Source organism: Prescottella sp. R16 (assembly GCF_030656875.1).
Taxonomy (GTDB): domain Bacteria; phylum Actinomycetota; class Actinomycetes; order Mycobacteriales; family Mycobacteriaceae; genus Prescottella.
The window spans coordinates 439,598-464,888 of sequence record NZ_CP130943.1 but is presented as its reverse complement, the minus strand read 5'-3'; the positions used below and the strand labels follow the sequence as shown (position 1 = coordinate 464,888).

The window sequence follows — 25,291 nt, the reverse complement described above, 5'->3', positions numbered from 1 at the left end:
CGCATGCCGCCTGTCACGGGAACCGGGGCGGATGCTTCTGCAGCATCGCCGCCGCCCCCTCCGCGAAGTCGGTCGACGCCAAAAGCTCGACCTGGCCCCGATGTTCACGTTCGAGCGCCCGGTCCAGCGCGTCGAGGGTGACCGCGTTGAGTGCCCATTTCGTGAGCTCGAGCGCCCGCCGGGGGCCCGCCGCGAGGATCTCTTCGGTCAACTCGCGCATCGTGACCATGTCGACGGCGTTCATCCGCTCCGGCCGATCGATCGTCAACTCCAGCACCGCGTCACGCAACTCGCGCCGCATCGTAGTGGACACAGCAGTTTCCCCATCGGACGGCCGACAGTGCGATCACTGTCCGACCGGGGTGGGTGGTTGTCAAGGGGTACAGACGAATTCGACCCGGTCGTGCGTTATGCTGCGCTGCACCAGACCCACAGGCCCCGGAGGTGCGCGGTGGTGCAGCGGACCGAACCCCGACGCCGACCCAAGGATCGAAAACTCCAGATCGCCGCCGTGGCCGCCGAAGCGTTCAGTGCCCGCGGCTACCACGGCGTCGGCGTCGACGAGATCGCCGCCGCCGTCGGCATCTCCGGGCCGGCCCTGTACCGGCACTTCCCCAACAAGTACGCGCTGTTCCTGCGTGCCGCAACAGATCTCGCAGATGCCCTCGAGACCGCCCTCGTCGACGAGGACGACGCCGCCCTCGACTGCGCCGACCCGGCCGAACGTTTGAACGGGCAACTCCTCGCCGCGATCCGCACCACCGTCACCCACCGCCGCACCGCCGGCCTGTACCGGTGGGAGAGCCGCTACCTCGCCGCCGACGACCGCGCCCGCATCCGCGCCACCATCGAAACCGTCAACCAGCGCATCACCGACACCCTCACCCGGCTGCGCCCCGGCCTGCCCGCCCGCGACGCCGCCCAGATCTGCGTCGCCATGCTCGGCGTGATCGGCAGCATCACCGTCCACCGCACCACCCTGCCGCCGCGCCGCCTCGACCGACTCCTCCTGGGCGCCTGCCGCGCCGTCGCCGACGTCGAACCGGTCACCGTCGACGACGACGGGGTGCCCTCGGCGTTGCCTGGTGCCGATGCGTCGTCGGACGACCGTCGTGAGGCCCTGCTCGGGGCGGCCGTCACCGCATTCCATGCCCGCGGCTACCACGACGTGAGCATCGAGGACATCGCCTCCGCCGCCGGCATCACCGCGTCCGGCGTCTACCGGCACTTCACCGGCAAAGCCGACCTGCTCGCCGCCGCCTTCCACCGCGCCGCCGACCGGCTCGCCGACGCCACCACCGCCGCCCTGCACGGCGCCGACACCCCACGCGACGCTCTCACCGCCCTCGTCGACGTGTACGTGCGACTGTCGTTCCAGCAGAGCGAACTGATGAGCGTGTACGTCGCCGAACTCGCCGTCCTCCCCGACGGCCCCCGCACCGAACTGCGCGCCGTCCAACGTCACAACACCGACCGGTGGGCGCACCTCCTCGCCGACACCCGGCCGGAGTTGTCCGCCACCGAATGCCGCTTCCTCGTCCACGCCGCCTTCGCCCTCGTCCTCGACGTCGGCCGCATCATGCACTTCGACGCCACGGCCTCGAACCAGGCTCGGGTGCGGGCACTCGTCGAGGCGGTGCTGTTCGGTTCGTGACGCCGCCGCGGGACGTTGCTGCGGCAACGGCCGAGAGGGGCGCGCAGCAACCTCCCTCAGATGAGGTGCTTGTGCTTGGAGAGACGTCGACGCATGTCCCACAGGTAGTAGCGGGACGGAAGTTGCCGCAGCGTCCGGGGCACCAGCCGGTACACGGGCGGCAGCAGACGCATCAGCAGGTCGAAACGGCGCTGATCGCGCGGGCTCCACGGCAGACCGAACTCGTCCCGCAGCCGCGGCGGCAGCAGACCCGTCGTCACGAACCGCTGCACCGGCATCAGCGCCCGTACCGGCAGCGGTGCCCGGCCACCCGACAGCAACTCCCGCACATACGCGCGCACCTGGTCGTCCACCTCGACCGACGCGATCATCTTCTCCCAGTACACGTCGAACGCCGCCCGATCCGCCGGCCACATGTCCGGCTTCACCTGCAGCGCCGTCCCGTACACCGCCGACTGCCGGTACAGGCGTTCGGCGTCCGCATCGGACAGGGGCCCGAAGAACCGCTCGTACATGTCGGCGCCGTTGCGGTACAGCGTCGCCGCCACCCACAGCTGCAGGTCCGGATCGAACGCGTTGTACCGTTCCGACCGCACCGGCACGTGCACCCGGTTGACCAGACGCACCACCGCCCGCCGCTCCTCCTCCGTACCGAGCGTGACCGCGTACACGTACGTCATCGTGGTCCGCAACCGGTCCAGTGGCCGCTGCAGCGTCGTACTGTGTTCGGCCACACCGTAACCCACACCCGGCAACGCCAACTGCAACAGCACCGTCGGGCCGGCGCCGAGCAACAGCATCGACTCGCCCACGAAATCCGCCAACGCGACACCACCGGTGTCCGTCCCCTCCGTCACGACCATGTCCCGATCCTCTCCAGGTGCGCCACCAGACGGTCGGCGGCGTCGTCGAACTGGATACGGGTGTGCGCGACGACCGCGTCCCGGTCCCCGCCGCGCATCGCCTCGATCAACCGCGTGTGCGACGCCACCGCCAGCTCCCCCCACGCCGGGTCCGCCGCATACAGTTCGTACGGCGTGTAGCGGGCCGCGTTCGCGAGGAACCACGCCAGCTTCGGGCCCCGCCCGATCCGGCACAGCTCCCGATGGAACTCGTACTCGGCCTCCGCAATTCGGTCCGCATCGGACACCGCCACCGCCTGCCGCAGCTCGTCGGTGAGATCCGTCAACCGCGCCAGATCGCCATCCGACGCGAGCCGTGCTGCCCGCACCGCCAGCTCGACGGTGATCTGCCCCTGCAACCAGAAGATGTCGTGCACGTCGTCGCGTTCGAGTGGAGAGACCACGTACCCGCGGTTCGGGACCGACTCCACCATCCCCTCCCCACGCAGCGTCAGCAGCGCCTCCCGTACCGGGGTGACACTCACCCCCAGTTCGGCGGCCGTCTCGTCGAGCCGGACGAACGCCCCCGGCCGCAGCCGACCGGACATGACGGCGCCGCGCAGATGCGCCGCCACAGCTTCGGACAGCTGCGGCCTCCGCAGCGGCCGGACCGGAGCAACCACGGCGCCCTCCTACAGTCCGTACGTCTTGCCGATGATGTCGCGCTGAATCTCGTTGGTGCCGCCGTAGATCGACGACACCAGCGTCTTGCGGACGTGCCCCTCCATGTCGAATTCGGTGGCGTATCCGTAGCCGCCCATCATCTGCATGCCCTCGAGCGCCACCTTCTTCGCGGTCTCGGTGGCCTTGAGTTTGACCATCGACGCCTCCCTCGGGAACAGTTTCTCGGGATGTGCGTCCACCATCCGGGCCGTCGAATAGACCAGCAGGCGGGTGCATTCGATCTCGGTGGCCAGATCCGCGATCCGGTGCCGCAGCGCCTGGAACGTGCCGACCGGTCGGCCGAACTGCTTACGTTGCGTGACGAATCCGAGGGCGTCGTCGAATGCCCGCTGCGCGGTACCGAGCATCATGGCGCCCAGGATGAGCCGCTCGGTGTTGAGGCCCGTCATGAGCTGCGCCCAGCCGCCGCCGACCGCACCGACCACGGCATCGTCGGGCAGGTGGACGTCGGTGAGATACAGGTCGTTGACCTCGCGGCCACCCATCGTGTCGATGCCGCTGATCTTCAGTCCCGGCGTGTCGGCCGGTAGATGGAACATCGTCAGGCCCTCGTGTTTGGAGCCGCTGCGATCGGTGCGCGCCACCAACAGGATGTTCTCCGCGAAGTGGGCATTGGAGCACCACGTCTTCTGCCCGTTGAGCAGCCAGCCGCCGGACACCTTCTCGGCCCGGCAGCTCAGGTTGCCGACGTCGGACCCGGCCTCCGGTTCGGACATCGAGATCGACTCCGAGGCACCCCGCACGATCCCGCCGAGCACATCCCGTTTCTGTTGTTCCGTACCGAATCTGGCGTAGGCAGCGCCCGTGATGAGGGTGGGTCCGATGCCGCCGATCGGTGCCATACCGCGGGCGGATTCCTCGAGGAGAATGCACATGTCGACGGCCGTGCCGGCCGAGCCGCCGTACTCCTCCGGGACCGTGATGCCGAGCCACCCGAGATCGGCCATCTTCTCGTAGAGGTCCTGATTGTGGTTGTGGGCACCGTGGCCGGTGAGCGCGTCCCGCTGCTCCCGCGTGCCACATTCCTTGCGACAGAACGCGGCCACCGCGGACGCGAAATCGCGCTGCTCAGAAGTGAAGTCGGCCATCATGAGGGGCTCCTGCCTACGAGATTCCGGAATCGGTTGTCCGTGCGCGCCGAGCGGCCTAGTGTGAGCGTCACCACAGTGAATCACATCAAATATATGTGATGCGACCCCTCGAGCGGAGGCACTTCGAGTGACCCGAGAGTTGAGTTCCGACGCCGACACCGCCACCACCTTCCCCAGCCGCGACCCGCGCACCGGCACCGTCCTCGCCGAGTACCCGGTGGCCTCCGACGCCGACGCCGCCGCGGCCGTCGCGCGGGCCCGCAGTGCCGCACGCTGGTGGGACGCACAGGGTTTCCGCGGACGACGCGACTGGCTGCTCGAGTTCAAGAAGGCCATCGCGTCCGACGCCGACGGACTCGCGCGTGTCATGTCCGCCGAGACCGGCAAGCCGCACGGCGACGCGCTGCTCGAGATCATGCTCGCCGTCGAACACCTCGACTGGGCGGCCCGCAACGCGAAGAAGATCCTGAAACCGCGGCGGGTACCGTCCGGTCCGGTGAGCGCCAACCAGTCCGCCACACTCGGCTACCAGCCACTCGGCGTGGTCGGGGTGATCGGCCCGTGGAACTATCCGGTGTACACGCCGATGGGATCGATCTCGTACGCACTCGCCGCCGGCAACGCGATCGTCTTCAAGCCCAGCGAGCTCACGCCGGGCGTCGGAAAGTGGCTGGCGGACAAATGGAACGACCTCGCCCCCAGCCAGCCCGTGCTACAGGTGATCACCGGGTTCGGCGCCACCGGCACCGCCCTGTGCCGCGCCGGCGTCGACAAGATCGCGTTCACCGGGTCCGGGCCCACCGCCCGCAAGGTCATGGCCGTGTGCGCCGAAACCCTCACCCCGATCGTCGCCGAATGCGGCGGCAAGGACGCCATGCTCGTCGCGGAGGACGCCGACCTCGACAAGGCCGTCGAATTCGCGGCGTTCGGCGCGTTCGGCAACGCCGGGCAGACGTGCGCCGGCGTCGAACGCGTCTACGTCGCCGAACCGGTGTACCGGCAGTTCCTCGACAAGCTCACCACCGCCGTCGAGAAGATCCGCGCCGGCGGCACCGACGCCGACACCTACGGCCCGATGACGCTGCCCCGGCAGGTCGACGTCGTCCGCGACCACATCGCCGACGCCCTCGACAAGGGCGCTCGGGCCGTGATCGGTGGAATCGGTTCCGTTCACGAACGTTTCGTCGACCCGGTGATCCTCACCGACGTCCCGGAGAACTCGTCGGCGGTGCGCGAGGAAACGTTCGGTCCGACGGTCGTCGTCAACAAGGTCCGCGACCTCGACGAGGGCGTCGAGCGGGCCAACGCGACGTCGTACGGGCTCGGCGCATCGGTGTTCACCCGCGACAAGGCCCGCGGCCGGGCGATCGCCGACCGACTGCGCACCGGCATGGTGTCGGTCAACTCGGTGCTCGGGTTCGCCGGTGTCCCGTCGCTGCCGTTCGGTGGCGTCGGCGAGTCCGGTTTCGGCCGTATCCACGGCGCCGACGGCCTGCGCGAGTTCAGCCGTGCCAAGGCCGTCACGGTCCAGAGGTTCTCGGCCCCACTGAATCTGCTCACCCTCGAGCGGTCCGCCCGCGACATGAGAATCTCGGCGTGGATGCTCCGGGCCCGACACGGGCGGTGACCGGCATGACCCTCACTCCCACCCGCCGTGCCCAGCACTTCCCCGCCCCCGACCCGAATCCGCGACCCGGACCGGGCCGGCTGGGCTGGGTGCACGTGATCGACGGCCTCGACCCGGAGACCCGGCACCAGGACATCCTCCGCATCACCGCCGGCTACGAGTTCCCGTGGGACTACCAGCGGTCCCTCGAGTTCGCTCTGTTCCGCACGTACTGTGTGCCGTCGATCTCCGAACTGCTCGCCCGCACCGGCGAATTCGAGCACCGTCCGCAGAAACGCTACGACGACACCGCCCTGCTCATGGGCGAGCTCGTCGAGCACGGCTACGACTCCGAGCGCGGACGCGAATCGCTGCGCAACGTCAACCGCATGCACGGCCGGTACACGATAGCGAACGACGACATGCTGTACGTGCTGTCGACGTTCGCGTACGACCCCGTCGACTGGATCGACCGGTACGGATGGCGTCGGCTGCACCCGCACGAGCGGCTGGCGTCGTACCACTTCTACCGGCAGGTCGGAATCCGCATGGGAGTCAAGGACATTCCCGACTCCTACCAGGATTTCCACACGTTCAAGATGGACTACGAGCGGGACCGGTTCGTCTACAGCGACACCAACCACCGCATCGGCACCTACACGCTGCAACTGCTCCAGTCGTGGTATCCGCGCGCCGTGGCCCGGCCCGTCGCGTCCGCCGTGTACGCCCTCGTCGACGACCGCATGTCGACGGCGTTCGGATTCCCGCCGGGGTCGCCGCGGGTGCGGTCCGTCGCCGAAGCCGGGCTACGGGCCCGCTCCGCGGTGGTGCGGCACCTTCCCAAGCGTCGGACGTCCCGCGGCGACAGCGACCCGAACAACCGCACCTACCCGGGCTATCCCGTCGGCTACCGGCCGAGCGACCTCGGCGTCGACAGCGCCGGCGCTCACTGAGCCGTGCTCGCGAACGCCTCCTCGACGGCGTCGATACCGGCGCGAATGGCGGGGCCGGCATTGTCGGCGCGCCACACCGCGTAGATGTCGCGGTGCAGACGCGGCTCGGTGGGCCGCAGCACCACCCCGGCGGGCGGCTCGTCCACCGCCAGCCGCGACACCAGCGCCGCGGCGAGCCCGGCCGCCGCGAACGCCAGATGCGTCGAGACGTCCGACGCCTCGAAGTCGACCCGCGGCTCGAAGCCCTGACGCCGCAGCGTCCGCACCAGCCAGTCGTGGAACGCCGCCCCGGCACCCCAGGCCACCCACGGCGTCGTCGCCAGCGCGGACAGCGGCACGGTGGACGCCTGCGCGAGCGGATGATCCACGGCCAGAGCCACATCCGCGGTATCGCGGTGGATCGGCCGGGACTGCAGATCCACCGGGATGTCGATCGGCGCCGACTCCCAGCTGTCCACCACCCCGATGTCGATGCGGCGCCGCGCCACCGACTTCAACGTCACCTCGGTTTCGGCCTCGGTCACCGTCACGTGGACGGGATACCGGGACAGCAGCGACCGCACGGCACTCGGCAGCACGACCCGTGACGCCGTCACGAACGCCCCGAACCGGATGGGGCCCACCACCTCGCTGCGCATGGCCGCGATCTCGGCGGCGATGCCCGACGCGTGCGACAGCAGTTCGACGCCGCGGCGGGCGAGCAGTTCCCCGGCCGGGGTCAGCCGCAGTCCCCGGCCGGCGGGCTCGAGGAGTGCCGTGCCCATCTCCCGCTCGAGCTTGGCGAGTTGCTGGGAGACGCCGGACGGGGTGACGTGCAGCAGCCGGGCGGCGGCGGCCACCGATCCGGTCTGCGCCACGGCGCACAGTGCTCCTACGCGATCCAGGTTCAACACGGTAGAAATACTACCGAATGATGAGAAAGATTTCTTACTTGTTGTTTCCGCAGGTGAGAACCGATAATCGGTCAAGTGCAGACCACCGAAAACCGCAGCGCCGACCCGCGCGTGCTCGCCGTCTCAGGCGCCCTCGCCATCTCCCTGACCGCGGTCTTCATCCGCGCCTCGGACGTCTCCCCCGCCACGTCGGTGTTCTTCCGGTGCCTGCTCGCGCTCCCGCCGCTGGCCCTGCTCGCATGGTGGGAACACCGCCGCAATCGCCGCGTCACCCGGCAGGACCTCACCCGGTATCTCGTCGCCGGCGCTCTCCTCGGCGTCGACTTCGCCCTGTGGTCGCAGTCGATCATGCTCATCGGTGCCGGCATCTCCACCGTGCTCGTGAACATCCAGGTGGTCGTCGTGCCCCTGCTGGCGTTCCTGGTGTTCGGCACCCGCATCCCGCGCCGCTTCCTCGGCGTCGTGCCCGTCCTGTTCGCGGGCATCGCCCTCACCGGCGGCATCGGCAGCGGCGCCGCCGCCGGACCGAACCTGCTGTGGGGCACCGTCCTCGCGCTGCTGTCCGGCGTCGCGTACGCGGGCTACATCTTCGTCGTCGGCGGCAGCGGATCCGCCGACACCGCCGGCACCCAGGTCCTCGTCTCCACCGCGGCCGCCGGCATCGTCGGCTCCGCCATCGGATCATGGTGGGGTCCCATCGATCTCGCCCCCGGCTGGACCGCGTTCGGCTGGCTCGCCGCACTCGCCTTCTCGGCGCAGTTCGTCGGCTGGATCCTCCTCGGCCGCTCCCTGCCCCGCCTCGCCCCCGAGGTCGGCGCCACCCTGCTGCTGCTCCAGCCGGTCCTCGCTATCGGCGCCGCCGTGCTCATGCTCGGCGAACGCCCCACCGCCCTGCAGCTCACCGGCTGCGCGATCGTCGTCGGCACGGCCTGGTTCGTCGCGTCGAGGCCCCGAACCACCGAGCCGACGCGGGACGTTGCTGCGGAGGGCACTCGGGCGTTGGCGCAGTAACCGCCCGCGTCACGTTCCGCAACCCCTCGAGGTGAGCTGTGGACAACGAATTCGATTGTCCACAGATCACGTTCGGCCGTTCCCTCGCGCCGGACCCTCGTGGATTCTGCACTCGTGCACCCGTTCCGAGGATCCGACGCCGTCGCCGCCGGCACCATGACCGTCCACCGTCTGCGCCACGACTTCACCCGCGTCTACCGCGACGTGTACGTGCCGCGGCGCACGGTGATCACCCCGGCGCTCCGGGCGCGGGCGGCGTGGTTGTTCGCCGGCCCGAACGCCGTCCTCACCGGCTGGTCGGCGGCCGCGCTGTACGGCGCGACGTGGGTGGACGCGGACGCACCGGCGGAGGTGATCCGGCCCGGACACCACCGTGCGCCGCCCGGAATGCTCGTCCACAACTGCGCACTGCGGCCCGACGAGGTGTGCACGGTCGACGGCATGCAGGTGGTGACGGCCGCACGGGCCGCGTTCGACCTGGGCAGGCGTCTCCCTCGCCGGGACGCGATCGCCGCGCTCGACGACCTGTGCCGCACGACCGGTATCTCGGTGGAGGACATCGCGGTGGTCGCCAAGTGTCATCCGCACACGCCCGGCATGCGGGATCTGCTCGACCGGCTGCCGTTCGTGGACCCCGGTGCCGAGTCGCCACCGGAGACCCACACCCGCCTCGCGATCGTCGACGCCGGACTGCCGCGGCCGGAAACGCAGATCGTGCACGTGAAGCACGGCCGGGAGTTCGCCCGCTCCGACATGGGCTGGCGCAGGTGGCATCTGCTGGTGGAGTACGACGGCTCCCACCACTGGCTCGACGGGGCGCAGCGGTCGTGGGACATCGAACGAGCCGAGCAGATCGAGGAACTGGGCTGGACGATCGTGAGGGTCGACGCGCAGCTGCTGTACCGGCGGCCCGCTGCCCTGGTGCACCGGGTGCGCAAGAAGCTGCGCGACGCGGGCGCCGACGTGTGACGAGGGCGGTTACTGCGCCGGCCTCTCGGCCGATGGTGCAGTAACCGCCCTCGTCGAACTGTCGACAGTTATGCGGCAGCCTTGACGGGCTCGTCGTCCGACATCCGGGCATCGGGTGCCTCGACCGGTCCCAGCTTCTGCGCGTAGTAGAAGTGCGGGCGCCGGTGGCCGAGGAACGACCCGAACCACGACATCACCGCGACGTACCGGTTACGGAAGCCCACCAGGTACACCATGTGCACCGCGAGCCACAGCACCCACGCGACGAAACCGGTGAGTTCGATGCCCTTGACCTTGGTGACGGCACGGAAGCGGTTGATGATCGCCATCGAGCCCTTGTCGCGGAACTTGAAAGGCGTGCCGCGCTTGGTCTTGCCGAGGATGGTGGCCGCGACGTGACGTCCGCCCTGCATCGCGACGGGCGACTGGCCGGGCAGGTTGTTCAGCGACGTCATGTCACCGACCGCGAAGATGTCGGCGCGGCCGCCGACGGTGAGATCGGGGTTGACGAGGAGACGTCCGGCACGGTCGGTGTCGCAACCGGTGCGCTCGGCGAGCACGGCCGCGAAATCGTTGGCCTGCACACCCGCCGACCAGATGATGGTTTCCGCGGTACGGCGCACCCCGGCGTCGCTGCCGTGTGCCTTGAGGGTGGCGCCGTGCGCGTCGATGTCGGTGACGAGCGTGTTGAGGACGACCTCGACACCCGACTTCTCCAGCGACTCCAACATGTACTCGCTGAGCTTGCCGCCGTACGCGGGCATCGCGACACCCGCGCCCTCGACGAGGGTGACGGTGACGTCGTCGGCGGTGATACCGCGGATGGCCTGCTCGAAGTAGCGGCCCGCGAGCTCCTTGATCTGCCCGGCGAGCTCGATACCCGTCGCGCCGGCGCCGATGACGATGAAGCTGAGCAGGTTCTTGCGGCGCTCGAGATCGCTGGTGGTGTGGGCTTCCTCGAAGCAGCGCACGATCTGGGCGCGCAGGCGTTCGGCGTCGTCGACGGTCTTGAGCGCGTACGTGACCTTCGCGAACTCGTCGCGGCCGAAGTAGCTCTGCCGGGCGCCGGTCGCGGCGACGAGCGAGTCGTAGCCGATGGTGTGGCGCTGGCCGGCGGCCTCGTAGACGAGTTCCTTCGCGTCCGGGTCGACGTCGACGACACGGCCCAGACGGACGTCCGCGTTGGGGTATTCGGCGAGGATCGCGCGGATCGACGGCGCGATCTCACCGGCCGCGAGAACACCCGTCGCCACCTGGTAGAGCAGCGGCTGGAACAGATGCTCGGTGGTCTCCGAGATCAACACGAACGGCTTGCCGGCCTTGGCCAGCTTCTTCGCCGCGGCGAGGGCACCGAATCCGGATCCGACGATGACCACTTCGGTCCGATCCACGGTTGCTGCACCCTTCGTGCCCACGGCTACCTCCTCGTTGAGACCTATGAGAAACACCGTAGGAGTGCTCATAACTTTTTCGCCACCAAACAGGGATATTCGGAAAACAGTTATCTGGTTTGCTCATAAGTAGTATGGGTGGATGGACTTCCGGCAGCTGCGCTACTTCCTCGCCGTCAGCGAGGAGCTGAGCTTCAGCAAGGCCGCCAAACGCTGCTTCATCTCCCAGTCCGCGATCAGCCACCAGATAGGCAAACTCGAGCAGGAACTCGGCGCCACCCTGTTCGACCGCTCCACCCGCTCCGTACAGCTGAGCCCCGCCGGGACGCGACTGGTCCCCATCGCGCAGGAAGTACTGAGCCTCGAGGCCAAAGCGTTCGCCGTCGCCAAGGAACCCCGCAACCGCATCCGCATCACCGCATCCATGAGCTTCGCGCCGCAATGCCTCACCGCGATCACCCGCGTCCGCGAAAAACACCCCCGACTCGACGTCGAATTCGTCATCAAGAACTTCACCGACCGCATCGAGGCCGTCTCGTCCGGCGACGCCGACATCGCCCTCATCCGCGGCCGCGTGGACCGGCCCGGACTCGAGACCGTCGAACTCGGCGTCGAGGACCTCATGATCGCGACGTCCAACCAACATCCGGTGTCCGCGTTCTCCACCGTCGAACTCGGCGAACTCGCGCCCTACCCGCTGCTGCTGCCGCCGCGGCACGATCAGATCCTCATCCACACGGTCGTCGAGAACGCGTTCGTCGATGTCGGACGTCGCTTCCGGCTCGGCCCGCCCGTCGCCCGCGACCACACCGCGATCCTCGACGTCATCACCAACCCGCGCGCCTGGACCGTCCTCTACGCCGGCACCGTCACCGACGTCCCCCGCCCCAGCCTGTGCCTCATGCGCGAACGCAACAACCGGCTGCGGGTACCGGTGAGCGGCATCGTCCGGGCCGGCGCCACCGAAGTACCCGGTATGGCGAGCCTGCTCCGGTCGCTGCAGCAGACGGTGGCCGGGGAGGGCAGTGCGCCCCCGCACAGCAGTGCGCCCCCGCACAGCAGTGTGCCCCCGGCCCCGCAGGAGCAGGCCGGGGGCACACCCACCGGATAGTTACAGCGTTCGCCGACCCGAGAGAGCACGCCCGAGCGTGAGCTCGTCCGCGAACTCGAGGTCGCCGCCCATCGGCAGCCCCGACGCCAGCCGCGACACCGTCAGCCCCGGGAAGTCCCGCAGCATCCGCACCAGATACGTCGCGGTGGCCTCCCCCTCGGTATTGGGGTCGGTCGCGATGATCACCTCGGACACGTCGACGCCGTCCTCCTGGTTGCCGATCCGGGTGAGCAGCTCCCTGATCCGCAGCTGGTCCGGGCCGACGCCGCTCAGCGGATCGAGCGCACCCCCGAGCACGTGGTAGCGGCCCCGGAACTCCCGGGTCCGCTCGATGGCCTGCACGTCCTTGGGTTCCTCGACGACACACACCATCGTCCGATCCCGTCGCGGGTCCGCACAGATCCGGCACTTCTCCTCCTCGGAGACCGTGCCGCACACGACGCAGAACTGGACGCCGTCGCGCACCTTCTGCAGCACCGCTTGCAACCGGTCGATCTCCGGCGGCTCCACCGTCAACAGATGGAACGCGATGCGCTGCGCACTCTTGGGCCCGATACCGGGCAGCTTGCCCAGCTCGTCGATCAGATCCTGGACGGGGCCTTCGTACAAGGCGCGCCTCTAGAAGGGAAGACCGGGCAGGCCGCCGGCGAGCGGGCCCAGCTTGCTCGCCGCGATCTCCTGCGCCTTGTTCGACGCGTCCGCGATCGCCCCGATCACGAGGTCCTGCAGCGTCTCGATGTCCTCGGGGTCGACGACCTTCGGGTCGATCGCCAGTCCGACGACCTCACCGGTGCCCTTGACCGTCGCGGTCACCAGACCGCCACCGGCCTGACCGGTCACCTCGGCCTGCGCCATCTCCGCCTGCGCCGCCATCAGTTGCTGCTGCATCTGCTGGGCCTGCGCGATGAGCTGCTGCATGTCGGGCTGTCCACCTGGTTGCACTGTCGTGTCCTTAAAGTTCGTCGTGTCGCCGGTATCGGTTCGCCAGCGTAACCGCCGGGTCCGTCAGCCCAGCTCGCGAACGAGATTGGCGAGCGTCGCCTCCTGAATCTTGCGCAGCCCGATCGGCGCGAACGTGCGCTCGAAGAAACCGCCGATACCGCCGGCACCCTGCCACCGCGTCGTCGTGGTGACCGTCGACCCTGTGCCCGACGGCGCCACCTCCCACGTCGTGACCATCGACGAGTTCGCATCGTGCTCGGTGACGGTGGTGCCCGACACGGTGACCGACGCCTTCACGTTGCGGGACCGCTTCTCGGTGGCCTGCAGCGTCCACTGCGCGACGGTGCCGTTGCCCTGGCCGCCCTCGAGGACCGCGTAGTCGCGGTACTGCGCGGGCAGGATCCGCGGCCGGACGGTCTCGTAGTCGGACAGCGCCGCGAGCGCCTGCTCCGGGCTTGCGGTGGTGGTGACGGAACTGCTGGCGCTGACCTGTGCCACGGGGCCTCCTCGATCGGGGAACGTTCCTCCATCCTGCCGGGGGCATCGGGAGATCAGCCACCCCCTTCCGAGTGACAGGCGACACCACATTCCACTCACTGGGACTTGCATCACACCGTTTAAGAGCGCCTCTTACTCTCCGCCGTGAAGCACGAAGAAACTGTGAGGTGAGCTTTGAAGAACACGTGGCACAGGTCGGGCCTCCGACTGGCGGCGTTCGGCGCGGCCGCAGCCCTGCTCGTCGGCGGATGCGCGTCCGCCAACAGCGAGTCCAGCGACAGCGCAGCCGCCACCACCGGCCTGGTCAACGTCGCATCCGACGCCGGCACCGCGGTCCGCGGCGGCACCGTGACGTTCGGGTCGTACTCGTTCCCCAACGCCCTCGACCCGACCAAGACGCAGGCCGCAGGCTCCAACGGCGGCACCGAAATGGCCGCGATCTACGACACGCTGATCCGCACCGACCCCGAGACCGGAGAGTTCGAGCCGCAGCTCGCGGAGTCGCTCGAACACAACGCCGACTACACGGAGTTCACGCTGAAACTGCGTGACGGTGCCACGTTCAGCGACGGCACCCCCGTCGACGCCGAGGCCGTCAAGTGGAGCATCGACCGCTTCGTCGCGGCCGGCGCCGACATCGCACAGGTGTGGGTGAACTCCGTCGCCTCGATCGCCACCCCCGACGCCGAGACCGTGACGTTCACGCTCACCGGACCGTGGGACCGCTTCCCCGTGATGCTGGCGTTGGGCCCGGGCATGGTCGTCTCCGAGACCTCGCAGGCCGGGGGCCAGTTCACCCCGATCGGCGCCGGACCGTTCACGCTCTCCCGCTTCGCGCCGAACGAGGAGATCATCCTCACCCCGCGCGAGGACTACTGGAACGGCCGCCCCAACCTCGACAAGCTCCGGTTCGTCCCGACGAACGGCGCCCGCGGCCAGCTCGAATCGCTGCAGTCCGGCCAGCTGAACGCGGCCTACCTCCTCCGTGACGAGGCCTCGATCCGTGACGCCCTCGCCGCGAACTACAGCGGCTACCTCGACATCCAGGGCCTCGGCTCGCTCGGCATGATCAACACCCGCGAGGGCCGTCCCGGCGCCGACGTGCGAGTGCGTCAGGCCATCGCGTACGGCGTCGACCCGGAGGCGATCAACAACCGCGCCAACGACGGCCTCGGCATCGCCAGCTCGACGATCGTCCCGGAGACCTCCGTGTGGAACAGCGGCGCCGAGGGCGTCCCGTTCGATCCGGAGAAGGCCAAGCAGCTCCTGGACGAGGCCAAGGCCGACGGCTACGACGGCAAGCTCACATATCTGGCCACCAGTGAGAAGACCAACGAGGCCGCCGCTCTCACGACCCAGGCGTCGCTGAACTCGATCGGCTTCGACGTGCGGATCGACTACGTCAACAGCGTCTCCGACCTGGTGCGGAAGATGTACGCGGAGCACGACTTCGACATGACCCGCGGCGCCTTCGCGTTCATGGACGAAGCACCGTACCTGCGCCTGTACGGCGGCCTGGGCAGCGACTCGCGCAACAATGCGGCCGGCTACGCGGACCCGCAGATGGACACGCTGCTCGCCGCGGTGAAGTCCGCGACCACCGCCGACGCCAAGAAGGACGCCATCGCCCAGGTGCAGGCCCGCGCCAACGAGACCGTCCCCTACGCGGTGTGGGGCGCCTCCAAGGTGTTCACCGCATGGGACAACAACGTCCACGGCGTCAAGCGCAGCGCGGACAACATCATCCTGTTCGACGAGACGTGGGTCGGGCAGTAGTACCCACCCGATCACGACCTGGACTGCCCCGGCACGCACCCGCGTGCCGGGGCAGTCCGGTATTTAGCACAGCTACAGAATTCCGACTCGCCGGGATATCGATAGCCGACCGACCCTACTAGCGATAGCGTCGAGGGGTGGTCGACTCCAAGAGTGGTATCCGCGAAATCGGGCCCGCCGCGCATCGCGCCGGGGTCCAGCGTCTGCTGTCCAGCTATCGGGCCATCCCGCCCGACGCCAACGTGCGCCTCGCCAAGAAGACGTCCAACCTGTTCCGGGCACGGGCCCACAGCAACGCCCCCGGACTGGACGTCTCCGGTCTCGGTGGCGTCGTCTCGGTGGATCCCGTGGCCCGCACCGCCGACGTCCAGGGCATGTGCACGTACGAGAACCTCGTCGACGCCACCCTGCCGTACGGGCTCGCGCCGCTCGTGGTGCCGCAGCTCAAGACCATCACCCTCGGCGGCGCCGTCACCGGCCTCGGCATCGAGTCCACGTCGTTCCGCAACGGCCTGCCGCACGAGTCCGTCCTCGAGATCGACATCCTCACCGGCAGCGGCGACATCCTCACCGCCACCCCGGACAACGAACACGCCGACCTGTTCCGCTCCTTCCCCAACTCCTATGGCACCCTCGGCTATTCGACGCGCATCCGCATCGAACTCGAGCCCGTGAAGAAGTACGTCGCGCTGCGGCACCTGCGCTTCACCGACCTGACCCGGCTGCAGGAGACGATGGAGCGGATCGCCACGGAGCGATCGTGGGACGGGACCGCCGTCGACTACCTCGACGGCGTCGTGTTCACCCCCACCGAGGCCTACCTCACGCTCGGTACGCAGACCGACGAGCCCGGACCGGTCAGCGACTACACCGGCATGGACATCTACTACCGGTCCATCCAGCACGAGTCGATCAATCACCCCCGAACCGACCGGCTCACCATCCACGACTACCTGTGGCGCTGGGACACCGACTGGTTCTGGTGCTCCCGCGCCTTCGGCACCCAGAACCCCAAGATCCGCCGCTTCTGGCCGAAACGCTACCTACGCAGCAGCTTCTACTGGAAACTCATCGGCCTCGACCAGAAGTACGACATCGGCGACCGCCTCGAAGCCCGTAAGGGACTGCCGCCCCGCGAACGCGTCGTGCAGGACATCGAGGTCCCTCTCGAGAACACGTCCGCCTTCCTGCACTGGTTCCTCGACGAGATCCCCATCGAACCGCTCTGGTTGTGCCCGTTGAAGCTTCGTGAGCCGGCACATCCGTCGCTGGACACGCACCGGCCGTGGCCCCTGTACCCGCTCGAGCCCGGCCGCGCCTACGTCAACGTCGGCTTCTGGTCGTCGGTGCCGATCGTGCCCGGCGAGCCCGTCGGCGCCGCGAACCGGCTCATCGAGAAGAAGGTCGCCGAACTCGACGGCCACAAATCCCTGTACTCCGAATCGTTCTACAGCGAGGACGAATTCGCGCTGCTCTACGGCGGCGAGCACTACACCCAGATCAAGAAACGCTACGACCCAGATTCACGTCTCCTCGACCTCTATTCGAAGGCGGTGCAAAGAAAGTGACGATTCTCAGGCCCAAGTCCGACACGGTACGCAAACTCAGTCTTGCCGAGATTGTCGAAACCGTGTCCGACGGCGATATTCCGCTGCGCTTCACAGCATACGACGGCAGCGCGACCGGCCCGGAGGACGCACCGTACGGCCTGCACCTGAACTCCGAGCGCGGCACCACCTACCTGGCCACCGCACCCGGCGACCTCGGTATGGCCCGCGCCTACGTCTCCGGCGACCTCGAGGCCGTCGGCGTCCACCCCGGCGACCCGTACGAAATCCTGAAGGCGATGACGGCCCTGCACTTCGAGCGGCCGTCCCCGAAGGAACTCGCCACCATCACCCGCTCCATCGGCTGGGACAAGCTGCGCATCATCGCGCCGCCCCCGCAGGAACACCTGCCGCGGTGGCGCCGATTCGCGGAAGGGCTGCGGCACTCCAAGACTCGCGACGCCGAAGCCATCCACCACCACTACGACGTGTCCAACACGTTCTACGAATACGTCCTCGGCCCGTCCATGACGTACACGTGCGCCGCCTACGAATCCGAGGACCAGACCCTCGAGGCCGCGCAGGAGAACAAGTACCGCCTCGTGTTCGAGAAACTCGGACTACAGGAAGGCGACCGACTCCTCGACATCGGCTGCGGCTGGGGCGGCATGGTCCGCTACGCCGCCCGCCGCGGCGTCAAGGTCATCGGCGCCACCCTGTCGAGGGAGCAGGCCGAATGGGCGCAGAAGGCCATCGCCGACGAAGGCCTCTCCGACCTCGCCGAAGTCCGATTCTCCGACTACCGGGACATCGCCGAAACCGGTTTCGACGCCATCTCCTCCATCGGTCTCACCGAACACATCGGCGTCGACAACTACCCGTCCTACTTCGGGTTCATGAAGGACAAACTCCGCGAGGGCGGTCGGCTCCTCAACCACTGCATCACCCGGCCCGGCAACCGCAGCAGCGCCAAAGCCGGCTACTTCATCGACCGCTACATCTTCCCCGACGGCGAACTCACCGGCTCCGGGCGCATCATCAGCGAAATCCAGAACCTCGGCCTCGAGGTCCGCCACGAGGAAAACCTGCGCGAGCACTACGCACTCACCCTAGCCGGCTGGTGCCGCAACCTCGTCGACAACTGGGACGCCTGCGTCGCCGAAGTCGGCGAGGGCACCGCCAAGGTCTGGGGCCTCTACATGGCCGGCTCCCGACTCGGCTTCGAACGCAACGTCGTTCAGCTCCACCAGGTATTGGCCGTCAAACTCGGCCCCGACGGCGAAGCGCACGTGCCGCTGCGCCCGTGGTGGCAGGGGTAGAGATCGTCCTGCGGGCGGTTACTGCGATCGGCTCCCGGCCGTTGTCGCAGTAACCGCCCGAAGCGTGTTCAGAGCGTGTTCGGAGGGTGCCGAGACCGCGCAGGATCACGCACCCGAACGTCCTACTCGGGACCCGCGTCGACGGGTGAGGTGTTCTCCCCGTTCACGATCGACGCCAGCAGATCTGCGACACGCGCCTCGTAGAACTCCCGCTCGGACTCCGCGACCTCGGCCGACTGCAGGATTCCGCTGCCGAACAACGACCACCCGGATATCGCCGAGAGCACAGCCATATGCCGAACTCGGTCGTCGACGGTGGTGTGCGACGAACCGGTGATCGCGCCGAGGGCATCCATGTCCTCGTTCGGAATCAGGTCGGATCGCCCGTGCAGATTCAGCCATGCCACGATCCGCACGTACTCCGGGTCGGCGACTCCCACCATGAACAGCGCCCGCACGGCCTCCGGAAGCGAGTCGACACCTCCGACGATCGCCGCCGACCTCTCGTGACTCCGCGCGAGGACCGCCCGCACCACGTCGTCCTTGTTGCCGAGATGCTTGTGGATCAGCCCCAGGTTGACGCCGGCATTCGCCGCGAGCTCGCGCATGCTGAAGGACAATCCTTTCTCGGCGAGCAGCGTGCGCGCCGCCAGCCGCACGGCTCTGCGTACTTCGTCTCTGCCCCAGGCTTTGTCGGCCGTCTCGACTTCACTCACCCCTTGACAGTAGACGGTCGTCTACTGTGCAATCAACCACAACGAGATGCCGATCCTGCGTCCGGACAGCCACCGGTCGCAGTTCCGCCAGGAAGCCCGAACCCGTTCGTACACAGCCTGCTTCCGGGCATCCGCCGCACAGGGATCCCCGAGAACGCGACCCGCAGCACGGAGGAAAGAATGAGCGACCACGACGCACCGGTTCGTGAGATCACAGCGCAGGCGCTACCGACACGGTTCGCACGCGGATGGCACTGCCTGGGCCTGGAACGCACGTTCCGCGACGGAAAACCTCATCAGATCAACGCCTTCGGGCGGAAGCTGGTGGTTTTCGCCGGACAGGACGAGAAGATCAACGTGCTCGACGCGTACTGCCGGCACATGGGCGGCGACCTCTCACAGGGCACCGTGAAGGGGAACGAGATCGCCTGCCCCTTCCACGACTGGCGCTGGGGCGGCGACGGGCGGTGCAAGAACATTCCGTACGCCCGCCGTGTCCCGCCGATCGCCCGCACCGCGACCTGGCCGACGATGGTGCAGGACGGCCTGCTGTTCGTCTGGAACGACCCCGAGGGCAACCCGCCGCCCGCGGACGTGACGATCCCGCGCATCGCCGGTTACGGCGATCCCGAATACACCGACTGGATCTGGTATTCGACGACGATCGAGGGCGTGAACTGCCGCGAGGTCATCGACAACGTCGTCGACATGGCCCACTTCTTCTACATTCATCTCGCCTTCCCGACGTACTTCAAGACGATCTTCGAGGGGCACACCGCCACGCAGTACATGACCGGTGTCGGGCGTGAGGACGTCGCTCCTCGCAAACCCGTTCCGGGAGTGCCGGTCTCCCGCGGAAACACCTCCGTGGCGGCATACCACGGGCCGTCCTTCATGATCGACGATCTCGTGTACCACTACGACGAGGCGGACCTGCCGATCGTGCTGATCAACTGCCACTATCCGATCGACGCCAACTCGTTCGAGCTGCAGTACGGCGTCATCGTCAAGAAGTTCCCGGGCAGGGAGGACGCCGAGTCCACGGCCCTGGCCCGGAAGATCGGCGACTTCGTCCGCCTCGGCTTCGAGCAGGACGTAGTGATCTGGAAGAACAAGACCCGAATCGACAATCCGCTCCTGTGCGAGGAGGACGGCCCGGTCTACCAGCTGCGACGCTGGTACGAACAGTTCTATGTCGACGCTGCGGACGTGCGGCCGGAGATGACGAACCGATTCGAGTTCGAGATCGACACGACTGCACCGAACGTCAAGTGGCGGGCGGAAGTCCAGGACAACATCGCCAGGCGCGACGCGCGCGTCGACGGCCGAGCACCGACGCCGTCGTAGTCGATTCCACCGTATCCGCGAACAATTCACTTCCGACTCGCCTCCCGAGGTGAGCGATCCGAGGAGACGCCGTGTCCGTACGTAGACGAATTCTGGCCGCCGGACTGATGGCCACCGCCGTCACCGTCCTGCTGCCCACCATGTCGGGGGCAGGGCCGCTGGGTTCCATACCGACGGGAAGCCTCGACGGGGAAGGCTCCGACAGCGGGTGCGATCGCGGCTTCGCTCCCGGCGGCGCACTCGATTCCCGACACCAGCTGGACTTCGAGAAGACGGTCACGGAGATGACCGCGCACCCCCTGGTGCGCGCCGCGAAGAACGACGTCGCCGCGATGTACCGAGCCGATCCGCAGGGCGCCACCCGTTCCGGCCTGACCACGTTGGATGCGGCGGTCGAGTCGATCGCGACGGCTGCGGCCCAGACCGTCGTCACCGACGATCCCTTCGACCCGCACTTCAACTGGGTCGTGACGGCTCCCCACTGCTGGCACGGGATCGAGGTGGCCCGATCGGGTTACGGAATCGACAACCCCGACAACGTGTACCGGCACACTGCCGTCGACGGCCGGTCGTCCTTCGTGATCCGGGGGCGCATGCCGGAACGGCGGCCCGCCCAACTGTCCTTCGTGCTCTACGGTGAACTGCCCGGTACCGGTGCGGTGACGAAGGAGGGCGCCCCGGTGTTGGCAGCCCTCACCACGGATCGTATGCAGATCGACCCCGACGGATCGTTCACGATCACCGTCGACCCGGAGCCCGCCGACGGCCGCCCGAACCACATCCGCACCACGGATACCGCCCGGCTCCTCATCGCGCGGGACTCGTTGAACGACTGGGCGAAAGAAGGGCCGTCGTATCTGGAGATCGAACGCACGGCCGGCCCCGAAGCGCCTGGTCCCCGCACCCCGGAACAGCTGGCGACGCAGACCGCCGACCTCCTGCGCACGATCGGCCGGTACTGGCTCGACTGGGACAACACCTTCATCTACACGAAGGCGGCCAACGACATCATCGCGCCTACGGCACCCCGCGGCTCCGGCTTCGGATTCGCGACGAGCGGGCACTTCGCTCTGGGTGCGGGCCAGGCGCTGGTGGTCACCCTGGATCCGGTCGGTGCCCGCTACCTCGGATTCCAGCTGACCGACCTGTGGGGTGTCGCGCGGGAGTACACCCACCGATCGGGCAGCCTGAACCAGGCGCAGGCACGTGCCAACGCGGACGGCACGATCACCTACGTCGTCTCCGCCGAGGATCCGGGAACCTGGAACTGGTTGGACACGGACGGGATCGACAGTGGAATGTATGCGATCCGCTGGCAGTCCGTACCCGCGGACGTCGACCCGTCACGGACGGTGCGGTCGGTCCGTCTGGTCGACCTCGCCGATCTGGATTCGGTGCTGCCGGAGGGGACTACGCGAGTGACGCCGGCCCAGCGGGCGACGCAACTCGACGAGCGGGTCTCGAACTACACCGAGCGTTTCCTCGGCCGGTAGGCGCACGTCGAGCGGGGCCGTGCACACCGATTCCGGTGTGCACGGCCCCGACGTCGGCTGCCCCGGCGTGACCCGTCAGCTCCCGTCCAGATCGGCGAGGAACTCGAGCAGAACCTTGTTGACCTCGGCCGGGTTCTCCATCGCGAGCAGATGCCCGCCACCCGAGACGGTGCGGACCGTACGAACGTCGGCGTGATGCTCCTTCAGTTTGTCGATCGGGTCGTCGCCGTGCCAGTTCAGGAGGTCGACGTCCGACGCACTGCACAGGAAGTAGAAGGGCACGCGGGTGATGTTGTCGGCACGCGATTTCCGGTACGTCCAGTTCATGTCCGCGGCGAGGTACCAGTTGATCCCGCCACCGAAACCGCTGCGCGAGTACTCCGAGACGTAGGTCTCCAACTCCCATTCCGACAGCCATGGCCACGGCAGGGCCGGCGGCTGCGGCAACGCCTGCCGATACGTGGTGCCCGGCGGATGCTGCCACACCTGCATGAAATCGCCGTCGCCGGAGAGGATGTGGAAGATCTTCGTGAGGATCCCGCGGGGGTTCCCGTCGAGGTCGGCGCGCGCCCCGTCCGGGTCGTCGAGGTAGTACGACATGTGGTTGAAGTGCTCACGACCGCGCTCGCGTTCGATCTCGCTGGGAAGCCGGTCGTAGGCGGCGTAGAACGGATTCTGCAGGCCGATCACGCCCCGCACCCGCTCCGGGCGCTCGATCGCGATGTCGTACGCGATGAACTGGCCGTAGTCCAGCCCGGAGAACACTGCGCTGTCGTGACCGAGGTGGTCGAGCAGGCCGCAGATGTCGGCGACGACGTTGTCGACGCGGTAGTCCTCGAGCCGGTCGGGAACATCGGTCTGCCCCATACCGCGCAGGTCCGGCGCCACCACCCGGTAGCCCGCGTCGGCCAGCGCACCGATCTGATGACGCCAACTGAACCACGTGTGGGGAAGCCGTGCAGAAGCACGACGAGCGGGCCCTCCCCCTCCGTCACGTAGTGCATGTCGAGCCCGTTGATTCGTGCGCGGTGGTGCGTCCAGTTCGCCAAGATGCCCTCACTCTCCTATGTCCTACGTCACACCGAAATCTAGGCGCCCCGATCGGTCGCTGTCTGCACCCTTCCCACTGCACGGGCACGAAACCTCGTGCACGGTACGCACTTCGAAGCGCCCGAATGCACGACACCCCCGTCCGGAGAACCGGGCGGGGGGTGTCGCGGCTGGATCTGTGGAACTAGCCCTTCAGCGACGCCGGCGGGGTGAAGCGCTCGCCGTACTTCGCGGCGAGTTCCTCGGCGCGGGCGACGAAGCCGTCCTTGCCACCGGGGTAGCCGGTGATGAACTGGCTGACACCGCCGGTCCAGGCCGGGTAGCCGATGCCCATGATGGAGCCGATGTTGGCGTCGGCGGAGGACGTGATGACGCCCTCGTCGAAGCACTTGACGGTCTCGATGGCTTCGATGAACAGCATGCGGTCGATCAGATCCTGGATCGGCGGAGTGGCCGAACCGGACTTGAAGTGGTCGCGCAGCCCCTGCCACAGGCCGGTGCGCTTGCCGTCCGTGTAGTCGTAGAACCCGGCACCGCCGAGGCGTCCCTTGCGGTCGTTGCCCTCGACGAGGTAGTTGATGACGTCGCCGGCCGGGTCGGCGGGCAGTTCCTTGCCCTCCGCGAGCGCGGCGGCCTTCGACTCGGCGCGGATCTTCTGCATGAGCGTCAGGTTCAGCTCGTCGGACAGCTGCAGCGGTGCCGCCGGGTAACCGGCCTGCATGCCCGCCTGCTCGATGGTGGCCGGCTCGATGCCCTCGGCGACCATGCCGATGGCCTCGTTGACGAACGTGCCGATGACACGCGAGGTGAAGAAGCCGCGCGAATCGTTGACGACGATCGGGGTCTTGCGGATCGCCTGCACGAAATCGAAGACGCGGGCGAGGGTCTCGTCCGAGGTCTTCTCGCCGCGGATGATCTCCACGAGCGGCATCTTGTCGACCGGGGAGAAGAAGTGGATACCGATGAAGTCCTCGGGACGCTTGACGCCGGTCGCCAGGTCGGTGATCGGCAGCGTCGAGGTGTTGGAGCCGAGGAGGGCGTCGGCGTCGACGATGTCCTCGATCTCCTGGAACACCTTCTTCTTCAGGTCGGGCGACTCGAAGACGGCCTCGACGACGAAGTCGACGCCCGCGAAGTCGGCCGGGTCGGCGGTCGGGGTGATGAGGTCGAGGAGAGCCTTCGACTTCGCCTCGGTGGTCTTGCCGCGCGAGAGCGCCTTGGCCTCGATCTTCTCCGAGTACGCCTTGCCCTTCTCGGCGGCGGCGAGCTCGACGTCCTTGAGTACCACCGGGATTCCGGCCTTCGCGCACACGTACGCGATACCCGCGCCCATCATGCCGGCACCGAGGACACCGACCTTCTTGATCTCCCGCTTCGGGATGTCCTTGGGACGCGACGCACCCGAGCCGATGGCCTGCAGGTCGAAGAAGAACGCCTGGATCATGTTCTTCGCGACGTGCCCGGTGACGAGCGACGTGAAGTAGCGGGACTCGATCTTCAGGGCGTTGTCGACGTCGACCTGGCTGCCCTCGACGGCCGCGGCGAGGATCGCGCGCGGTGCCGGCATGTTGGCGCCCTTGATCTGCTTACGCACGTTCGCGGGGATCGCGGGCAGGTTCGCGGCGAACGCCGGGGTGGCCGGGGTGCCGCCGGGGATCTTGTAGCCCTTGACGTCCCACGGCTGGACACCGGACTCGGGATTGGCCTTGATCCACGCCTTCGCGGCCGGCACCAGCTCCTCCACGGAGGAGACGACTTCGTCGATCACGCCGGCCTCGAGGGCCTGCTGCGGGCCCCGCTGCTGGCCCTGCATCAGGTGCTGTGTCAGGGCGGTCATGATGCCGAACTTGCGGACCGTCCGGACGATGCCGCCGCCGCCCGGCAGCAGGCCGAGGGTGACCTCGGGCAGGCCGATCTTGACGCCCTTGACGTCCGCGGCAATGCGGTGGTGGGTGGCCAGCGCGATCTCCAGGCCACCGCCGAGCGCGGCACCGTTGATGCACGTGACGACCGGCTTGCCGAGCGTCTCGAGGCGACGCAGATCGGCCTTGAGGTTCAGGCTGTGGTTGTAGATCTGCTCCGCCTGATCCGGCTGGACCGCGAGAAGGTTCTTGAGGTCACCGCCGGCGAAGAACGTCTTCTTGCCGGACGTGAGCACGACACCGGTGACGGTGTCCTTCTCCGCGTACAGCCGGTCCACCGTCTCGCGCATCGACGAGATGTACCGGTCGTTCATGGTGTTCGCGCCCTGGTTGGGGTCGTCGATGGTGAGCACGACGATGCCGTCGGCGTCCTGCTCCCACGCAATGATGTTCTGCTCGCTCACTTTTCGTCTCTC

The 25,291-nt window shown here is 68.0% G+C and carries 22 protein-coding genes and 1 pseudogene; 11 read left to right on the top strand and 12 right to left on the bottom strand.

The annotated features are described in order from the left end of the window. Positions 1–13 precede the first annotated feature (13 nt). Positions 14–196 (bottom strand): annotated as a pseudogene (locus tag Q5696_RS02135) (enoyl-CoA hydratase); the annotation flags it as partial. Between the two features lie 258 nt (positions 197–454). Here Q5696_RS02135 and Q5696_RS02130 point away from each other — a divergent pair. Further along, a complete protein-coding gene (locus Q5696_RS02130; protein ID WP_305093596.1) occupies positions 455–1,654 on the top strand; it encodes a TetR/AcrR family transcriptional regulator in 1,200 nt (399 codons plus the stop codon). Between the two features lie 56 nt (positions 1,655–1,710). Here Q5696_RS02130 and Q5696_RS02125 read toward each other — a convergent pair whose 3' ends face one another. Genes Q5696_RS02125 through Q5696_RS02115 form a run of 3 tightly spaced genes read right to left on the bottom strand, consistent with a single transcriptional unit; the run spans position 1,711 to position 4,331 of the window. Then, positions 1,711–2,517, bottom strand: a complete 807-nt coding sequence (locus Q5696_RS02125; RefSeq protein ID WP_305093595.1) for an oxygenase MpaB family protein — start codon at positions 2,515–2,517, stop codon at positions 1,711–1,713. After that, positions 2,508–3,179: a GntR family transcriptional regulator gene (locus Q5696_RS02120; protein ID WP_305093594.1), complete on the bottom strand. Its 672-nt coding sequence runs from the start codon at positions 3,177–3,179 to the stop codon at positions 2,508–2,510. The genes Q5696_RS02125 and Q5696_RS02120 overlap by 10 nt, the downstream gene beginning before the upstream one ends. A 9-nt stretch (positions 3,180–3,188) precedes the next feature. Continuing rightward, complete coding sequence (locus tag Q5696_RS02115) at positions 3,189–4,331, bottom strand: acyl-CoA dehydrogenase family protein (RefSeq protein WP_305093593.1); 1,143 nt, start codon at positions 4,329–4,331, stop codon at positions 3,189–3,191. Between the two features lie 127 nt (positions 4,332–4,458). On the opposite strand from Q5696_RS02115, the gene Q5696_RS02110 reads away from it, so the two are divergent. Both Q5696_RS02110 and Q5696_RS02105 read left to right on the top strand, forming a co-directional pair. Further along, complete coding sequence (locus Q5696_RS02110) at positions 4,459–5,958, top strand: aldehyde dehydrogenase family protein (RefSeq protein WP_305093592.1); 1,500 nt, start codon at positions 4,459–4,461, stop codon at positions 5,956–5,958. Positions 5,959–5,963: 5 nt separating this feature from the next. Beyond that, a complete protein-coding gene (locus Q5696_RS02105) occupies positions 5,964–6,890 on the top strand; it encodes an oxygenase MpaB family protein (protein ID WP_305093591.1) in 927 nt (308 codons plus the stop codon). Here Q5696_RS02105 and Q5696_RS02100 read toward each other — a convergent pair. Beyond that, complete coding sequence (locus Q5696_RS02100; RefSeq protein WP_305093590.1) at positions 6,884–7,783, bottom strand: LysR family transcriptional regulator; 900 nt, start codon at positions 7,781–7,783, stop codon at positions 6,884–6,886. The genes Q5696_RS02105 and Q5696_RS02100 overlap by 7 nt on opposite strands. 75 nt (positions 7,784–7,858) lie before the next feature. Between Q5696_RS02100 and Q5696_RS02095 the strand changes: the two genes are divergently transcribed. Further along, positions 7,859–8,794 carry a DMT family transporter gene (locus Q5696_RS02095; RefSeq protein WP_305093589.1) on the top strand — a complete coding sequence of 312 codons (936 nt, stop codon included), beginning with the start codon at positions 7,859–7,861 and terminating at the stop codon, positions 8,792–8,794. A 99-nt stretch (positions 8,795–8,893) separates the two neighbouring features. Next, positions 8,894–9,763, top strand: coding sequence for a hypothetical protein (locus tag Q5696_RS02090; protein ID WP_305093588.1), 870 nt, complete (start codon positions 8,894–8,896; stop codon positions 9,761–9,763). A 68-nt stretch (positions 9,764–9,831) separates the two neighbouring features. Here the strand turns inward: Q5696_RS02090 and Q5696_RS02085 are convergent, their stop codons facing one another. Further along, positions 9,832–11,154, bottom strand: a complete 1,323-nt coding sequence (locus tag Q5696_RS02085) for an NAD(P)/FAD-dependent oxidoreductase (protein WP_305095104.1) — start codon at positions 11,152–11,154, stop codon at positions 9,832–9,834. 142 nt (positions 11,155–11,296) lie between these two features. Between Q5696_RS02085 and Q5696_RS02080 the strand changes: the two genes are divergently transcribed. Next, positions 11,297–12,265: a LysR family transcriptional regulator gene (locus tag Q5696_RS02080; protein ID WP_305093587.1), complete on the top strand. Its 969-nt coding sequence runs from the start codon at positions 11,297–11,299 to the stop codon at positions 12,263–12,265. Here Q5696_RS02080 and recR read toward each other — a convergent pair whose 3' ends face one another. The 3 genes from recR to Q5696_RS02065 all read right to left on the bottom strand — a co-directional run bounded on the left by recR (position 12,266) and on the right by Q5696_RS02065 (position 13,705). After that, positions 12,266–12,874, bottom strand: a complete 609-nt coding sequence (recR, locus tag Q5696_RS02075; RefSeq protein WP_137726300.1) for a recombination mediator RecR — start codon at positions 12,872–12,874, stop codon at positions 12,266–12,268. 9 nt (positions 12,875–12,883) lie between these two features. Further along, a complete protein-coding gene (locus Q5696_RS02070; protein ID WP_305093586.1) occupies positions 12,884–13,183 on the bottom strand; it encodes a YbaB/EbfC family nucleoid-associated protein in 300 nt (99 codons plus the stop codon). A gap of 87 nt (positions 13,184–13,270) precedes the next feature. Next, positions 13,271–13,705, bottom strand: coding sequence for an SRPBCC family protein (locus Q5696_RS02065; RefSeq protein ID WP_305093585.1), 435 nt, complete (start codon positions 13,703–13,705; stop codon positions 13,271–13,273). A gap of 174 nt (positions 13,706–13,879) precedes the next feature. Here Q5696_RS02065 and Q5696_RS02060 point away from each other — a divergent pair, with 174 nt between their 5' ends. The 3 genes from Q5696_RS02060 (at position 13,880) to Q5696_RS02050 (ending at position 18,347) form a co-directional block, all read left to right on the top strand. Next, complete coding sequence (locus Q5696_RS02060; RefSeq protein WP_305093584.1) at positions 13,880–15,481, top strand: ABC transporter substrate-binding protein; 1,602 nt, start codon at positions 13,880–13,882, stop codon at positions 15,479–15,481. A 137-nt stretch (positions 15,482–15,618) separates the two neighbouring features. Further along, a complete protein-coding gene (locus Q5696_RS02055) occupies positions 15,619–17,049 on the top strand; it encodes an FAD-binding oxidoreductase (protein WP_305093583.1) in 1,431 nt (476 codons plus the stop codon). After that, entirely contained in the window at positions 17,046–18,347 is a 1,302-nt protein-coding gene (locus Q5696_RS02050; RefSeq protein WP_305093582.1) for a class I SAM-dependent methyltransferase, read from the top strand. Before Q5696_RS02055 ends, Q5696_RS02050 begins: the two co-directional genes overlap by 4 nt. Positions 18,348–18,469: 122 nt before the next feature. Here Q5696_RS02050 and Q5696_RS02045 read toward each other — a convergent pair whose 3' ends face one another. Next, the gene (locus Q5696_RS02045; RefSeq protein WP_305093581.1) at positions 18,470–19,063 is read right to left on the bottom strand and encodes a TetR/AcrR family transcriptional regulator; all 594 of its coding nucleotides are present in this window, start codon (positions 19,061–19,063) and stop codon (positions 18,470–18,472) included. Between the two features lie 180 nt (positions 19,064–19,243). On the opposite strand from Q5696_RS02045, the gene Q5696_RS02040 reads away from it, so the two are divergent. Together Q5696_RS02040 and Q5696_RS02035 are read left to right on the top strand one after the other, a co-directional pair. Further along, positions 19,244–20,410 (top strand): 3-ketosteroid-9-alpha-monooxygenase, oxygenase component, encoded by a 1,167-nt coding sequence (locus tag Q5696_RS02040; RefSeq protein ID WP_305093580.1) that lies wholly within the window; start codon positions 19,244–19,246, stop codon positions 20,408–20,410. Between the two features lie 71 nt (positions 20,411–20,481). Beyond that, a complete protein-coding gene (locus Q5696_RS02035) occupies positions 20,482–21,903 on the top strand; it encodes a hypothetical protein (protein WP_305093579.1) in 1,422 nt (473 codons plus the stop codon). Between the two features lie 75 nt (positions 21,904–21,978). On the opposite strand, the gene Q5696_RS02030 is transcribed toward Q5696_RS02035, so the two are convergent. Further along, complete coding sequence (locus tag Q5696_RS02030) at positions 21,979–22,794, bottom strand: alpha/beta fold hydrolase (protein ID WP_305093578.1); 816 nt, start codon at positions 22,792–22,794, stop codon at positions 21,979–21,981. A gap of 343 nt (positions 22,795–23,137) precedes the next feature. After that, a complete protein-coding gene (locus Q5696_RS02025; protein WP_305093577.1) occupies positions 23,138–25,279 on the bottom strand; it encodes a 3-hydroxyacyl-CoA dehydrogenase NAD-binding domain-containing protein in 2,142 nt (713 codons plus the stop codon). Between the last annotated feature and the right edge of the window lie 12 nt (positions 25,280–25,291).